The organism is Pseudomonas sp. (assembly GCF_028293835.1).
Classification (GTDB): domain Bacteria; phylum Pseudomonadota; class Gammaproteobacteria; order Pseudomonadales; family Pseudomonadaceae; genus Aquipseudomonas.
Window position 1 is genome coordinate 1 of record NZ_JAQGNX010000132.1, and the last position, 15009, is coordinate 15009.

The following is a 15009-nucleotide window of genomic DNA, read 5'->3' on the forward strand; positions in this document are numbered from 1 at the left end:
CGCCAGCAGCAGGCGGATCTGCAATCGGCGAAAGAGTCGGCCAGCTTTGATCAAAAGGAATTCGGCCGCAAGAAGGCGCTGGTTGCCAGCGAGTTCGTTTCGCAAGCCGCTTACGATCGTGCAGACACCGATCTCAAGGTCTCGCGGCAGCGTATTGCCTCGGTAGAGCAGCAGATTGCTAGCACGGTGGTAGCGTTGAACGGCCATCCTGATATCGAGGTCGACAGCCATCCGGCAGTGCGCGAAGCAAGGGCTCAGCTCGACGAAGCGCGGTTGTACCTTTCCTACGCGACGGTGTACGCGCCGGATGATGGCATCGTCGCCAAGGTCGATGATTTGCAGGTAGGCAATTTCGTCAACAACGGCGCGGCCACCTTTGCCTTACTTTCGGAAAAGCGGGCATGGGTCGAGGCCAATTTTCGTGAAACCGAAGTGACGCACATGCGTCCGGGCCAAGCCGCGACCATCAGGATCGACACCTATCCTGACCACGTATTCAAGGCCCACGTGATCAGCATGAGCCCCGGGGCGGGATCAGACTTCTCCCTGCTGCCTCCGGAAAACGCCACCGGTAACTGGGTCAAGGTGGTGCAGCGAGTACCGGTGCGGCTGGAGCTGGATAACGCGGATGCTGAGCTGCCGCTGTATTCCGGCACCAGCGCCACGGTCACGGTTGACACCGGTCATCGCACTCCTTGGTGGCAACCATTTAAAACGTTCATGAGCGCAGGTAACGAGCGATGAACAACAACGCACGTACCCTCAGGGCCGCCGTTCTGCTGACGACGTACATACAGTCAGCGAACGTCTCGATTCCCAACTCGGCACTGCGCTTTATCCAGGCAAGTGTGTCGATGGCAGACGATCAGGCCGGCTGGATATTCACCTCGTATCTCGCCGCAAGCGCAATCACCATGCCCGTCGCGCAGTGGCTCGCCGCGCGCTTTGGTTTGAAGGCGGTTTACCAGATTTCTCTCGCCGTCTTCGTCATCGGGCTACTGCTCGCCACCGTGGCAACGACCCCGCTGGAATTCATCGGTGCGCGGATTGTTCAAGGCGCGGCAAGCGGCATATTGGCACCGCTGTCGATGGGCATCACGATGGAAACCTTGCCATCTGCGCGACGCCCGAAATTCGGCGCGATATGGACGGCCATCACACTCGTTGGCATCACCAGCGGCCCGGCTCTCGGCGCCTTGGCCAGCGAATATTACGGGTGGCGTTCGATGTTTTACCTCAGCCTTCCGCTCGCAGCGTTCATCTTCGTGCTGGTGGCATTTGTACTCGAGGAAAAAAAGGCCGCGACACCTCCTGCACTGGATTTCTTTGGTATCGCCACTTTCACGTTGGGCATGATCGGCCTGCAGATGCTGCTCGACCGCGGCGAGCGCCTGGAGTGGTTCGACTCGCCGGAGATCTGCCTGGAAGCCATGGCGGGTGGGCTGGGGCTGTACTTGTTCGTGGTCCACGTGTTGACCGCCAACGTGCATTTCCTCAACAAACGCCTGTTTCGGGACCGCAACTTCGTGCTGTCGACGATCATCTTTTTCGTGCTCGGTTTTGTCCTGTTGCCGACCATGGCGCTGACGTCGCCAATGCTCGATGAGCTGCTTGGCTATCCACCCGTCACCACAGGTTTTATGACTATCCCGCGCGGTGTGGGGCTGGTTGGCGCGTTCTTGCTGATGGCGCGTGTTCCCGCGCATATCGATCACCGGCCCATGGTCATCGTCTGCATAGCTGTGGTGATTTACGCAAACTGGCTGATGGTCGGCTACTCGCCGTTAATGGACTGGTGGCCGGTGGCGTTTGCCGGGGCCATCCAAGGTATCGGCCTTGGTGCCTTGATGCCGGCGATCAGCAAAGTGGCGTTCAGCACCCTCGATCCCAGGTTTCGCCCGGAAGGCACCGGACTGTTCAATTTGGCACGGGTCTATGGCAGCGCCATCGGCGTGGCCGTGGTGCAAACCTTCTTCTTCAGCAACACGCAAGCCATGCACCAGTCGATGGCCAGCCATCTGACGCCCTATGCCGCCGCTGGGCGCGCCGTGACGACATCGACGCCACTGCAAGCGATTGCAGGCCTCAACGAAATGATCACCGGACAAGCAGCGTTCATCGCGGTCGTTGATCAGTTCAAGATTTTAATGCTGGCAATGGTGGTGCTGATCCCGCTGGCGGTGTTTCTCCGCAAGCCAGCTGCGGCCAACAGTTTCGTGGAGTCTGCCAAATGAAATCTTACGCTCGCGCCACCATGCAGCATCAGTTGCCCATGACCTTCGCAGCCGCGCTGGTCATGACGTTGCTTTCCGCATGCACCGTTGGTCCTGACTTTGAAATGCCGTCGGCCAGTCAGTCACAGCACTACGATCAACAGGCCGAGCAACGGCTTGGGGATGCCGGTAACACGGCCGGTGAACAGCACATCGCCCTTGGCCAGAAAGTCAGCGGCGAATGGTGGACCACGTTCCGTTCGCCAAAACTCGACCAGGTGATACATCGCGCCATCGATGGCAACCTTCAACTGGTGGCCGCAGACGCGACGATCCGCCAGGCCGCCTCTTCGGTTGCCGCTGCGGAAGGCGCGCTGTATCCACACGTTGACCTTGGCGTTCAGGCCGGCCGGCAAAAGACCCATAACGCACCCGAAGCCTCCGTTTCGAATTTCTATGGGGTGGGCCCGCAGGTCGGCTTTGACCTCGATGCGTTCGGCGGCAACAAGCGACTGATCGAGCAACAGCAGGCATTTACCCAACTGCAACAACATCGCTATGAAGCGGCGTACCTGACCCTGACGGGCGACGTCGCCAGCCAGGCGCTATTGATCGCCTCGGCGAACGCGCAAATAGCGGCGGTTGAAAAACTGCTGGCCAATGACGCGAAAAACCTCGAACTGGTGCGCATGGCCCATCTCCATGGCAGCACCACCCTGATCGATGTATCGCTGGCGCAGACGCGGCTTGCACAGGACCGAACTCTGTTACCGCCTTTGGCCCAGCAACGTGACGCGGCTAAACACGCGCTGTCGATTCTGACCGGTAACGGCCCGGGTGACTGGATCGCGCCGGACTTCGACTTCGCTGAGTTTGTCTTGCCGCCGAGCGTACCCGTCAGCCTGCCTTCGGAAATGGCTCACAGTCGTCCGGACGTTCTGCAAGCCGAAGCCGAACTGCACATGGCCAGCGCTGCCGTTGGCGTCGCTACCGCCAACCTCTATCCGCACGTCGAGCTGTCTGCCTCCCTGGCCCAGGCCGCTTCAGGCAATGGCGGCGCCGCGCTGTGGGGCTTTGCCGCCGGGCTGACCGCGCCGATTTTCAGCGGCGGCACGCTGCAAGCAGAACGCCAGGCAGCAACCGAGGGCTACAAGGCGTCCCTTGCCGACTATCAGCAGACGGTCATTCAATCGTTCGGTCAGGTGGCAGACACGCTGCAAGCCATCAACCACGACGCCGAGCAAAAGGTGGCGCAGGATGATGCCCTGCGCGCCGCTGAAACCAGTTTGCGCCTGAACCAGCAAGCCTACGCGCAGGGGGAAAACAGCATCCTCCAGGTGCTGGAAACCCAGCGTGCCTACGAGCAGGCGTTGCTGGGACAAATCCGCGTGAAGACTGCGCAGTACCTCGACACGATACGGTTGTTCGTGGCCCTCGGTGGTAATTCGGTCGGTGTGTTCGAGAACAGGGCTGCCGCTCAGTGACCGAGCATAAATCCCCCAGGCGGTGACCTGATTCCGGCAGCGCCGACCGCGTTGCATGACATTCATAAGTTCAATCAAGGCATGCGGCCGCCCCTGCGGCCGTCGTCATTCAAGAGTGGAGTTAAAGACATGACTGCTTACGATGCACTTCGCGATACCAGGTTTCCTTTGATACACGGATCGACTCAGATGCCAGCGGTTGGTTTCGGCACGCTGTTCAAGGACCTGTCGGTTACCACGCGCGCCGTGACGGACGCGCTGGAAACGGGATTTCGCCATTTTGATTGCGCAGAGCGATACCGCAACGAAGAGGGGGTGGGCATTGCGATCAATGACTTCATCAAGGCAGGCAAGGCACGGCGCGAAGACCTGTTCATCACCACCAAGCTGTGGAACACCAACCACCGTCCCGAGCGCGTCGAGCCTGCGTTCCAAGCCAGCTGCCGCAGGCTTGGGGTCGACTATATCGACTGCTACCTGATCCACACGCCGTTTGCTTTTCAAGCCGGCGACAATCAGGACCCGCGGGATGTTCAGGGCCACGTCATCTACGACGCCGGCGTGACCTTGCTGGAAACCTGGCGGGCGCTTGAAAGCCTGGTCGATAAGGGCCACGCCAAATCTATTGGTCTGTCGGATATCTCCCTGCCAGCACTGAAAGAGGTTGTGGCCAACGGGCGGATAAAACCTGCGGTGGTGCAGGTCGAGTCCCATCCTTACCTGCCTGAATGGGAACTGCTGGATTTTTGCCGTGAGCACGGAATCATCGTGCTGGCATTTGCCCCGCTTGGCCACGGCATGGAACCCAATGTACTGGAAGACCCAGTGATCACCCTGATTGCCCAGCGCCAACAGAAGACCCCGGCGCAGGTGGCTTTGGCTTGGTCGGTACAGCGCGGCGCCGCCTTTTTGACCACCTCTGCTTCGCTGGGGCATATCCAGGAAAATTTCGATATCTCGACCCTGCCTGCCGATGCCCTGGACGAGATCCGCGACAACATCACTACCCGGATACGCTTCAATTCGGTAGTCGAAACCGGTGTGCCCGGCTTTATTCCACGCAAAAAGTAATGCCTGACAGAGGCGGCCTTTTACCGGGCTGCCTCCCATTACTAGGGCGGCAAGTGTTGTGTTTTGGACCGCGATTGAATGCGATTTCGCTCAGCAGTTACGCGCAATGACCAACCAAAAAATGCCCGCTTCGAGGAAGCAGGCATGGGGGGTCACCAGGGACTGAATCGACTTCAGAGTTGCCTTGTCCTGATTACTCTTCACTGCCGTTTTTTTGCTCCTTCCTGATGGTGGTCATGGTCTTGCCCTGCCAACCCCAGTTGTCAGTTTCCACCTCGTCGATCACCACGAATGTCGAGATAGGAGGCTTGCCCAGCACCTGAAACAAAAGCTCCGTCGCGCCTTCGATCAGTGCCAGTTTTTGCTCAGCGGTGACGCCTTCCTTTGTGACTCGAATGTTGACGTATGGCATGGTCGTGTTCTCCAGTGAGAGGGGTTGAGTTACCAGGTACCTGCCGTCGAACCGCCGTCCACTACCACCACGGGGGCCGCTGGTGAAGGAGGAGTCGGTCAGATAAAGCTCAGCGTCAACGACGTCTTTCGGGTTGCCAATCGTACCACTTGGCGACAGGGCCTTGAGGAAGGTCTGTGTGCCTTCGTCCTGGTTGTGCAGCGGTGTGTTGAAGATGCCCGGCGCGACAGCGTTGACTTTAACGTTGTACGGCGCGAGTTCCAAAACGAGGCCGCGGGTCGCATGGTTCAAACCGCCTTTGATTCGGAAAAGCACGCTAGGGCCTCAAGGGCATTCTGAGCTTGCCGCGCTGGGCCGGGTGGGTAGGGATTGGACGATAGCCTTGTGTATAAATTGAAATGTACGGCGTTGCTCGACAGAATCGCACCCCATCCGGCCAACGTTGCCGGGCGCTCGTGGTGAAAAGGGGCTTCAGTTGAACGAACAGACATTGTCCATGCGCCTGGAGCGCGTGGCGGCGCATGTGCCGGCAGGTGCGCGCCTGGCCGATATTGGCTCGGATCACGGCTTCCTGCCGGTGGCGTTGCTGCGCCGTGGCGCCATCGCGGCAGCGGTAGCCGGTGAGGTGGCATTGACGCCGTTCCGCTCGGCCGAACGCACCGTGCGTGAGAGCGGCCTGGACCAGCAGATCAGCGTGCGCCTGGCCAAAGGCCTGGCGGCGATCGAGCCGGGAGACGGAATCACGGCGATCAGCATATGCGGCATGGGCGGCGAGACGATCCGCGACATTCTTGACAGCGGCAAAGCGAGCCTGAGCGGCGAGGAGCGCCTGATTCTGCAGCCCAACGGCGGCGAGCAGCCGCTGCGCCAATGGCTAATGGGAAATGGCTACAAAATACTCTACGAGGAAGTGCTGCGGGAAAACCGCTTCGACTACGAAATCATCGTGGCCGAGCGCGCCGGACACGTGAAGTATACCGCCGAGGAACTGTACTTCGGCCCGTTGCAGATGCAGACCCGCAGCCCGGCGTTCCTGGTCAAGTGGCAACGCATGCTGCGTCACAAGCAGCAGACCTTGGCCAGCTTCGCCCAAGCGCGGCAGGCCGTGCCCGATGAGAAAGCGCAGGACATTGCCCGGCAGGTACGGTGGATCACCGAGCTGCTGGCTTGAACCGAAGACGACGCGGTAAGGGACGTTGAAGTGCATCGGCAGGCCGCGCCATCGGAATACCGGGCCCAACCAATTGTGTAACTTCCTATGGTGTGTCCGGTGGTGCTTAAAAAAAATAGATCAGCCGTCAGAGGAAACGATTAAGTCCTGATTGGCTTCGGCCGCTAGTTTCAATCGGTCAGCTTTACTAATGTAATTAGACTTGTTTGGCGGTGCCAATTTGGCACTAGCTTTTTTGGCGTGAGCCTTTAATAACTGCTTTATTTTTTTCTGACGGTTCATATATTCTGCTCAGCTTGTAAATTCTTCAATGATATCAGCTTGAAAATAATGTGATTCAAAGCAACTGCGCACGGGCAGGCTGGAACAAGTTTGCTGGGCACCGGTGCTCCTTAATCATAGGCACGGTGTGCGCCTCGAACCACTTTAAGCAAGACTGCGGAGAGCTGTTCTATCGAATAGGGTTTCCTTAATAGCTCGAATCCGAAGCTTCCCTGCTGCGCAAGGACTTCGCTATAGCCAGAGGTCAGCACCACAGGCAATAGCGGATGTGATTTGCGGATATTTTTACCTAGATCGATACCATTCATGCCGGGCATGACCACGTCCGTTAGCACTACATCAAACGTCTCTGTTCCATTGGCCAACCGCGCTAGTGCCCCTTCTGCACTTGATGCGAGCGTTGGCTTGAAGCCGAGTTCGATCAATGAATTGACGCACACGGCACCCACATCGGGATTGTCCTCGACCACCAAAATACGGGTGCCGTGGGACGGCTCCAAATGTATTAGCGGTTGTGGATTTTCCCGTTGGCGGTCTTTCGGCGTGGCCACGCGTGGCAAATACAATCTGAATGTGGTGCCAGCACCCACATGACTGTCCACCAAAATTTCCCCACCCGACTGTTTAGCGAAACCGAACACCTGTGACAGGCCTAAACCGGTACCTTTCCCAAGCTCTTTGGTCGTAAAGAAGGGCTCAAAGATTGATTCCAGTCGGTCTGATGGAATCCCGGTGCCGGTATCAGAAATCGATACGACGACGTATGCGCCCGCGACGTCGGCGTGCAATCCTACTGCCGGAATTGCATCCGCCGGTTCGACGCAAATACGTATCTGACCCTCGCCATTCATGGAGTCACGGGCATTGAGCGCCATGTTGACAAGCGCCGTATCAAACTGACTGGAGTCTGCAAAGATGAAGCAGGACTTTTCAGGAAGGTCGGTAAGGATTGTTACCTTGCTGCCGGACAGCGTTTCAAGCATATCTTTCAGGGCTCTTACGCTGTCGCAAGCGGCGAATACTTCAGGCTTCAACGTCTGCCGTCTGGCAAAGGCCAGTAGCTGCCCTGTAAGCCTTGAGGCACGATCAACCGTATTGGAAATAGCGGTGGCATATTGCATGCGCCGCTCTTGCGAGAGGTCCGGACGCTTGAGCAGGTCACTTGAAGATCTTATGACCGTGAGCAAATTGTTGAAGTCATGGGCTACGCCCCCCGTTAGCTGGCCAACGGCTTCCAGTTTTTGCGCTTGTCGTAATGCAGATTGAGCCGCCTCAAGTTCCATTTGAGATTTAATCTGACGGGTAATGTCGTGCGCAAAATAAAACGCGCCAATCACCCGGCCTGAAGATTCCCTAAGTGGCGTATATGCAAATTCATAGCTGCGCCTGACCAGCGCGGGATCGCCAATCTCTGCCGCAACGCGGAAAGTTTCTCCATTCAAGGCCCGCGCCATGTGCGCGCGCAGGCTGGCTGCCTGGTCCGGCGGTATCAGGTCAGGCAAGACTTCGTCGCCCTTAAGGTGCAATCCGTACAGATGCTGGAACGCTTCATAGTGTGCCGAGTTAAACGCAACCTGCCGAAAGTCGTTGTCGAAGACGCATGTGGGTACCGCGTTGGCCTCAATGACATCTCGGAATAGTTGCAGCTTCCCGGTTCGCTCCGTAACCAGTTCTTCCAGCTTTGCGTTAAGGGTGCGCAACTGTGCTTCGCTATCGCGTAAGGCAGCTTCCGCACATTTACGGTCGGAAATATCCGAGGCCGCGCCTAACCAGCCAGTGATTACGTCGTTGGCGTCAATGAGTGGAACCGCGCGTACATGTGCCCATCCAACAGTACCGTCCACACGGTTTACCGGGTGCTCAATATGGTAAGTGGTTCTGGTTCGGATCGCCCGTTCAAATTCGGCGCGTACGGCTTCACGGGCGCCAGCGGGGATATATTCCTCCAGCCAGCCTGAGTTATCCGTTTGGGTATCAGGAATGAAGTTCCCACCAGCCAGTTGATGGAGTTGACTCCAATCGGCGCTGATCTGAAACCGCACTTCGGAAGAGGATCTAATCAACGCGTCCAGCCTCTGCTCACTGTCCATAAGTGCCAGGGTTGCTTTAACGTTGCCGGTCGTCTCTTGGGTAATGCAAAGGACACCCGCAATGTCTCCCCCATCGTCTCGAACGGGGGAGAACGAATAGGTCCACCAGGTTTCTTCTTTAATATCACAACGGATTATGGTGCTGGGTACGTCTTTGAAGTGGCTGGGTCGGCCGATCAAGGCCTCGTCGATGGCGCCTTGAACAGACTTCCAATCCTCTCCCAATAGGGTCGGCAGGGATTGACCCAGCGCGTCATTCAAGCGAGGTCCGAGAATGGGCCTATAGGCGTCGTTGTAGAAAAAAGTCAGCTCGGGTCCCCATACGAGGTACATGCACTCCAGGGAGTTAAGCATTAGATCAAGAGCGTTATGAAGCGCCACGGGCCACTGTCGAGGAAGACCAATTGGCGCAGTTATCCAGTCGTGATGACGTATAAGCGCTCCAGTCTCACCGCCGTCAATCGGAATCTGCTTTCCAGCTGATAGCTTCACCCTGACTGGCTCCTCAGACGGTTGATTGGTCGACTGATGATTCTAGCTTTACCGGAGAGACTTAATCCAAGGGTTAGATCACTAAGCTTGAATGTCAATTTCAGTGGGGCGCACATCCAACGTGTGCTTTCAAGGTAAAAGCCAGCAGCCGGCTTACCAGGGCCCCGGTGAAATCGCTGGAAAATCAGTGCTTGTTGGCCCTCCACAATCCCTTGTAGAAAGTTCGCCTAGCCGTATTCAGATGAGAAATGCGCAATAGTATTGGAACGTATTCTTTTAAATCGTGCCGCCCGACATTAGCGAGACACCGTTGCATAACGCCGCAACGCATCCCCCAGGCGCTCCACTGTGTGCGCAATATCACGATTGCCGGACGACACCCGCTCGATCTGTTGTACCGATGCCTCGGAAGCCTGACGGATTGCCACCAAGTCGGTGTGCATCGAGCCGCAGGTACTGGCTTGATCGGCGCTGGCGGTGGCAATGGAGTGATTGAGCTCGGAGAGCCTTGCCACTTCGTCGGCGATAAGCCCCATGTGTTCTTGAACACGATCGGCGTGCCCGGTCATTTCCGCAGTGGTTTCCACGGCCTCACCGACGCGGCTTAGCATGGCTTCTGAAGTGGACTGTAACTCGTCGAGCATGGTGCGGATATCTTCAGTGGTTTTGCCGGTGCGAATCGACAGCTGCCGCACTTCGTCGGCCACTACCGCGAAGCCACGTCCCGCGTCGCCTGCCCTGGCGGCCTCGATGGCGGCGTTGAGGGCCAAGAGGTTTGTCTGTTCAGAAATGCTGCGAATCGCCCCGAGCATGTTGGCCATCGAACCCGACGTTTCACGCAGCGCGTGGCCGGTGCGCGAGGATTCTGTCATGCGCACATTGAGCTCACCCACTTGTTGGCGCAGTTGATGGATCATTGCAGTCAGATCTCGGGCTCGCTCGCTGGTGAGACCTGTAGTGCGTAAGGCCTCGTCGGCACTTCGCGCGATATTTTGCGTCAGTTGCACCACCGACTGCATCCCCTCTGAACAGCCAGCAATCAACCGATGCTGGTGGCCAAGCGTAACGCTGGTGCTGGAGCTTTCCCGCTCGATACTGCTACTTTCAGTTTGCAGCCTGGTGCTTGTGTGGGTAACAAGGCCGATCAATTGAGTCAGCCCGTCGAGGGTGCTGTCGATGGCCGAGCCTATTTTGCCGAACTCGTCGCTGCCGGAAAATCCCACGCGCTGGCTGACGTCACCGTCAGCGATGATCGACATGACCCGCTCAATGTGGCCCAGCAATGGGATTAGGTTTTTGCTGACGGCCAACGCTACCCATACAATCACCAGCCAACCACCGATCATTAGCGCCATGCATTGCCTGGGGCTGAGTTCAGGTTCGGTTCCAGTGCCGAGCAGGTATACAGCGGTTACCAAGAGTCCGCTGAGGTAGGCCGGTAGCAGTAATTTTTGCCTAAGCGATACGTTCATCAGCAAGCGATCAGTCCAGCTGATTTTTACATCGATAGCCATGAAAAGACTTCCAGATAGAGCAGAGGAGGGGCCGACCGAGTCGCCGTAGAAGAATCGGAGGTCAGGTTGTAGAACGTAAGCATTATCTGCGCCAACGGTCGCAGCTCCCGTTTTGGGGGGGCGTTGGCATGGCGATGTCAGCTTGGGATAAAAGCTGGCGCACGTGCTCTCGGGCGGTTCCGCCCATGAAAGCGAGGGGCGAGGCGTGGCTGCACCGCTGATAAGTAGCCACGAATCCTGACCGAATGCACCACTTTTGTCGGGTGCGCTCCATCTCGGCGCACTGACGCCTCGGACTCTACTCAGTACCCGGGTGCCTGGTGCGATGCGATCCAGATGGATACCTCGCCGTCCAGGTTAATAAATACCCTTGTGAATACTGTTGTCGATTGTGGGGCTGATTGTGCGGGCGCAGTATTGACATGACTGTCGAAGCCCCCTTTATGATGAGTAACTTCGCACCACAACTCATTCTTCACGCGTTAAGGGACCTGGATGAATAAATTTTTTTCGCTCAGGAGCTCAGTAATATTGAGCCTGCTTGGTTCATTGATCGGCATCGGCTTTTTGGTGACTACCTTAGCCAGTTTTTACACCTCGCGAGCCTCCCTTCGCCAAGCCATTATCACCACCGAACTACCTCTGATTTCCAATGCGGTTTATTCAGACATCCGTAATGACCTTATAAGGCCGGTGCAAATTTCCCGAGCCATGGCAAGCGATGTCTTTCTTCATGAGTGGATAGATCATGGCGAACAGGACGTGAAGATCATCGCTCGCTTTCTCACTGGCATTCGCTCTCAATATGGAACCACTAGCGCTTTTTTTGTATCAGACCGCACCCACATTTACTACGATCAAGGCGGCATCTTTGAACATTTGGACCCAGGCCGCGAATCATCGGCATGGTTCTACCGTTTTCGAGACGGGCAACAGCCATGGGAAGTTATTATCGACCGCGGTCGCTCAAGCCTATTCATCAATTTCAGGGTTTTAGATGCTCAGGGAAACTTTCAAGGTGTCGCGGGAGTAGGGATCACCTTGGCGGTAGTTCTGAAGATGATTGACAGCTACCAGCGCCGGTACGATCGGGCTGTCTACTTCATTGATAACCAGCGAAATCTCGTACTGGCAGGAGAAGACGTTTACAAGAATCTAATACGCGCCACGCCAATCGACGAGGTAAGTTCCCTGAAGGGTTTGAGCCATCTGCTGTCTCCCATCAAGGACGGTACGTACGATTACAACAGGGATGGAGGGCAGCACTTCGTCAATGTCCGTCACATTGATGAGCTCAACTGGTTTTTGTTAGTAGACAAACATGACTCTGGCGTCATGGTGCCCGTATGGAGAACCTTGTGGATCAACCTGCTGGTGTGCTTGTGCGTGACCGTTATTGTGCTCGGTATTATTGGCTGGATGGTACGCCGCTACTTACAACGGATTGAAGACTTGGTGATCCTTGACCCACTAACCAATCTGCTTAATCGTCGTGGATTCTCGGTTGTTGCCGAGCAAGCCTTGCTGGAATGCCGCCGCAATAACAGCCCGTTGTGCATACTGTTTCTAGACCTCGACCACTTCAAGTTAGTCAATGACAAATATGGGCACCTAGGAGGCGATTGGGTGCTAAAGACATTCGCCGGGCAATTGAAGCGCCTGCTACGTGCTTCGGACATCGTATCGCGCTGGGGAGGGGAAGAGTTTGTGGTCGTCCTGCAAGGCACGCCACTCGACGCAGCTCAGGCGTTAGCGGAAAAAATTCGCGTGCAGACACAAGCCTCGGTTATTGAGTACGAAGGGGCTCAATTGCGCATCAGCGTAAGCATTGGCATAGCCTGTTTGCACCTGGGTGAGTCCCTCGAAGGGCTGCTCGGTCGAGCTGACCAGGCGCTCTACGACGCTAAGCACGGCGGCCGCAACCAGATATGCATCAGCGAGGGCAGCTTGGTGGCCATCACCAAACAGGTTTGAGATACGGTCTATCAGCGCCTGGCAGTTCGATCGGTTTTTCAAGCACGACGTCACGATGGAACTTCAGACCCGCGCCAGGGGTGACGTCATGTCCTGCTGTATCGCCGAAAACTGACCGGTGGGGCCTCCTCCTATTCGTCGGGCTGCCGATAGACCTGTTACTAGCCTCACAAACCTGGCCAATCTTTTGTGCACGGCTTGCAGCGATCTTTGTATACAATCGCCACGATTGATGCGGTATCCGCGACAACACTTTTGGGAGCACACCAATGCAGTTCTGGCGACGCAGTATCCAATGGCAGATGATTCTGAGCATGGGCGCCGCACTGGTGCTCTGCATCTTGATCGTAGTGGGAATCTATACGGTGGTGGTCAACCGCCTGACCCAAAGCTATCTACTGGACACGGCCCTGCCGGCCAGCATCGAGGCTACGCGCAATGACATTGAGCGGATTCTGGTCCAGCCGCTGACCGCGGCCAAGGACATTGCCAGCAACACCATGATTCAACAGTGGCTGGCGGAGGGAGAAAACAGTGCGCTGGTCCCACAGTTTGTGACTTACCTAAGCGCAGTCCAGCGAGACCAGAAAGCGTTCAGCGCGCTGATCGGGTCCTCGGGCAGCAACAACTATTACACCCAGAAAGGCCTTGAGCGGACGTTGCAACCTAACGACCCCAAGGACGATTGGTTCTACTCGTTCCTGAAAAGTGGCAAAGCGCAGATCCTGTCGATCGACAACGACACGACTACGGGCGACTTGACGCTGTTTATCGACATCCGTATAGAGCAGGGCGGCAAGGTAATGGGCATCGCCGGGCTGGGGCTGGGCATGAAAGAGCTGTCGCAATTGATCCACAACTACAGCTTTGGCGCCCGGGGCAAGGTCTACCTGGTGCGCAACGACGGCCTGATCCAGGTTTCCCAGGACCCGGCGCTGAGCGGCAAGCAACAACTGGCGGATCAAGTGGGCAACACAGCGGCCCAGGCCATCCTGGGCCAGAACAAGTTGGCCACGGCGCGTTTCCAGCGCCAAGGCGAGAACTTCCTGGCGCTGAGCCTGCCGCTGCATGACCTGGGTTGGACTCTGGTGGCCGAAGTGCCCGAATCGCAGATCTACGCCGAAGCCAACAAGGCCATGTGGATTTCCAGCCTGATCGGACTGGGGGTCGCGCTGGTGTCGTTGCTCTTCGTCGTGCTGCTGGCCCGTGGTTTGGTCCGGCCGATCCGCCAAGTGACCACGGCGCTGGTGGCCATCGGCAGCGGCGGCGGCGATCTGACCCACCGCCTGAATGATGCGCGAGCCGACGAACTGGGTGACTTGGCCCGTGGCTTTAACCGCTTTCTGGGCAGCCAGCGCGACATGATCTCCGAAGTGTTGAGCACCAGCGAACGCCTGCGCATTTCGGTGGGGCAGGTGTCCAAGGTGGTGGACAATACCGCGGACCGCGCTGTGCGCCAGCAAGAAATGACCGACATGGTCGCCACGGCAGTGCATGAGATGGGCCTGACTGTGCAGGAGATAGCGCAAAACGCTGGCAACGCTGCCGACGCCTCGCAATCGGCCAAGGATGAAGCTGTCGAGGCGCGCAAAGTGGTCACTCAGTCGATCGCCCATATCGAAGGCATGTCTACCGAGATCGGCAACGCCGCCGTCGCAGTCGGCCAGTTGGCAGCGCAAGTGGGTTCCATCGACCAGGTGCTGGCGGTAATCCGCAGTATCTCCGAGCAAACCAACCTGCTGGCGCTCAACGCTGCCATCGAAGCGGCCCGGGCCGGCGAAATGGGCCGCGGCTTCGCTGTGGTCGCCGACGAAGTGCGCACCCTGGCACGCCGCACGCAAACCTCCACTGACGAGATCCAGGCGATGATCCTGAGCCTCAAGTCCGGTGCGCAAAACGCTGTGTCGTCCATGCACTCCGGGCAGGCGGCCACCGGCACTGGCGTGCAGGCCAGCGAGCGCACCGGCGCTTCACTGGCTGCCATTACCGAGCAGGTGGAACGCATCAGCGATATGAACCACCAGGTAGCCACCGCCACCGAAGAGCAGTCAGCGGTTACCGAAGAGATCAATCGCAACGTTCAGGGCATTTCCGATCTGGCCCACGCCACCTCGGCGGAAACGCGCACGTGCCGCGAAGATTGCCGAACCCTGAGCGGCCTGGCAGATGACCTGGCTCGGCAGATGGGGGGGTTCAAACTTTAGCGGATCGGCTGCGTCCTGATTCCTGGTCGTGCCCCCGTCCCGTATTGCCAACTCGTCTGCTAGCGATGCCAGACCCGCGCCAGCCATGGGCTGGACGGGTAT

11 protein-coding genes and 1 pseudogene are annotated in these 15009 nt (G+C 57.4%); 7 read left to right on the forward strand and 5 right to left on the reverse strand.

Annotated elements, in window-relative coordinates; genetic code table 11:
• The 4 genes from JWR17_RS18610 to JWR17_RS18625 form a co-directional block, all read left to right on the forward strand.
• A partial coding sequence (locus JWR17_RS18610) for an HlyD family secretion protein (protein WP_299833528.1) occupies window positions 1–744 on the forward strand: 744 nt, incomplete at its 5' end.
• Window positions 741–2234, forward strand: a complete 1494-nt coding sequence (locus tag JWR17_RS18615) for a DHA2 family efflux MFS transporter permease subunit (RefSeq protein ID WP_299833530.1) — start codon at window positions 741–743, stop codon at window positions 2232–2234. The genes JWR17_RS18610 and JWR17_RS18615, both read left to right, overlap by 4 nt.
• Window positions 2231–3697 (forward strand): efflux transporter outer membrane subunit, encoded by a 1467-nt coding sequence (locus JWR17_RS18620; RefSeq protein ID WP_299833532.1) that lies wholly within the window; start codon window positions 2231–2233, stop codon window positions 3695–3697. Before JWR17_RS18615 ends, JWR17_RS18620 begins: the two co-directional genes overlap by 4 nt.
• A 129-nt stretch (window positions 3698–3826) precedes the next feature.
• Complete coding sequence (locus JWR17_RS18625) at window positions 3827–4768, forward strand: aldo/keto reductase (RefSeq protein ID WP_299833533.1); 942 nt, start codon at window positions 3827–3829, stop codon at window positions 4766–4768.
• A gap of 193 nt (window positions 4769–4961) precedes the next feature.
• On the opposite strand, the gene JWR17_RS18630 is transcribed toward JWR17_RS18625, so the two are convergent.
• Window positions 4962–5180 (reverse strand): 4-oxalocrotonate tautomerase family protein, encoded by a 219-nt coding sequence (locus tag JWR17_RS18630; protein WP_299833535.1) that lies wholly within the window; start codon window positions 5178–5180, stop codon window positions 4962–4964.
• A gap of 153 nt (window positions 5181–5333) precedes the next feature.
• Window positions 5334–5495: pseudogene (locus tag JWR17_RS26385) on the reverse strand (SDR family oxidoreductase); the annotation flags it as partial.
• 160 nt (window positions 5496–5655) lie between these two features.
• Between JWR17_RS26385 and JWR17_RS18640 the strand changes: the two are divergent.
• The gene (locus JWR17_RS18640; RefSeq protein WP_299833536.1) at window positions 5656–6351 is read left to right on the forward strand and encodes a tRNA (adenine(22)-N(1))-methyltransferase TrmK; all 696 of its coding nucleotides are present in this window, start codon (window positions 5656–5658) and stop codon (window positions 6349–6351) included.
• A gap of 120 nt (window positions 6352–6471) precedes the next feature.
• Here JWR17_RS18640 and JWR17_RS18645 read toward each other — a convergent pair whose 3' ends face one another.
• From JWR17_RS18645 to JWR17_RS18655, 3 genes are all read right to left on the reverse strand, one after another.
• A complete protein-coding gene (locus JWR17_RS18645) occupies window positions 6472–6633 on the reverse strand; it encodes a DUF2986 domain-containing protein (protein WP_299833538.1) in 162 nt (53 codons plus the stop codon).
• Between the two features lie 110 nt (window positions 6634–6743).
• A complete protein-coding gene (locus JWR17_RS18650) occupies window positions 6744–9077 on the reverse strand; it encodes a PAS domain-containing protein (protein WP_299833566.1) in 2334 nt (777 codons plus the stop codon).
• Between the two features lie 434 nt (window positions 9078–9511).
• Window positions 9512–10729, reverse strand: a complete 1218-nt coding sequence (locus tag JWR17_RS18655; protein WP_299833540.1) for a methyl-accepting chemotaxis protein — start codon at window positions 10727–10729, stop codon at window positions 9512–9514.
• A 531-nt stretch (window positions 10730–11260) separates the two neighbouring features.
• On the opposite strand from JWR17_RS18655, the gene JWR17_RS18660 reads away from it, so the two are divergent.
• Both JWR17_RS18660 and JWR17_RS18665 read left to right on the forward strand, forming a co-directional pair.
• Window positions 11261–12703, forward strand: a complete 1443-nt coding sequence (locus tag JWR17_RS18660) for a sensor domain-containing diguanylate cyclase (protein WP_299833541.1) — start codon at window positions 11261–11263, stop codon at window positions 12701–12703.
• 269 nt (window positions 12704–12972) lie between these two features.
• Complete coding sequence (locus tag JWR17_RS18665) at window positions 12973–14907, forward strand: methyl-accepting chemotaxis protein (protein WP_299833543.1); 1935 nt, start codon at window positions 12973–12975, stop codon at window positions 14905–14907.
• Window positions 14908–15009 lie beyond the last annotated feature (102 nt).

Bases quoted from the DNA above. Each gene is read 5' to 3' on its own strand.
- JWR17_RS18615 (WP_299833530.1), top strand. From the start codon at position 741: ATGAACAACAACGCACGTACCCTCAGGGCCGCCGTTCTGCTGACGACG.
- JWR17_RS18620 (WP_299833532.1), top strand. From the start codon at position 2,231: ATGAAATCTTACGCTCGCGCCACCATGCAGCATCAGTTGCCCATGACC.
- JWR17_RS18625 (WP_299833533.1), top strand. From the start codon at position 3,827: ATGACTGCTTACGATGCACTTCGCGATACCAGGTTTCCTTTGATACAC.
- JWR17_RS18630 (WP_299833535.1), bottom strand. From the start codon at position 5,180: ATGCCATACGTCAACATTCGAGTCACAAAGGAAGGCGTCACCGCTGAG.
- JWR17_RS18645 (WP_299833538.1), bottom strand. From the start codon at position 6,633: ATGAACCGTCAGAAAAAAATAAAGCAGTTATTAAAGGCTCACGCCAAA.
- JWR17_RS18650 (WP_299833566.1), bottom strand. From the start codon at position 9,077: ATGCTTAACTCCCTGGAGTGCATGTACCTCGTATGGGGACCCGAGCTG.
- JWR17_RS18655 (WP_299833540.1), bottom strand. From the start codon at position 10,729: ATGGCTATCGATGTAAAAATCAGCTGGACTGATCGCTTGCTGATGAAC.
- JWR17_RS18665 (WP_299833543.1), top strand. From the start codon at position 12,973: ATGCAGTTCTGGCGACGCAGTATCCAATGGCAGATGATTCTGAGCATG.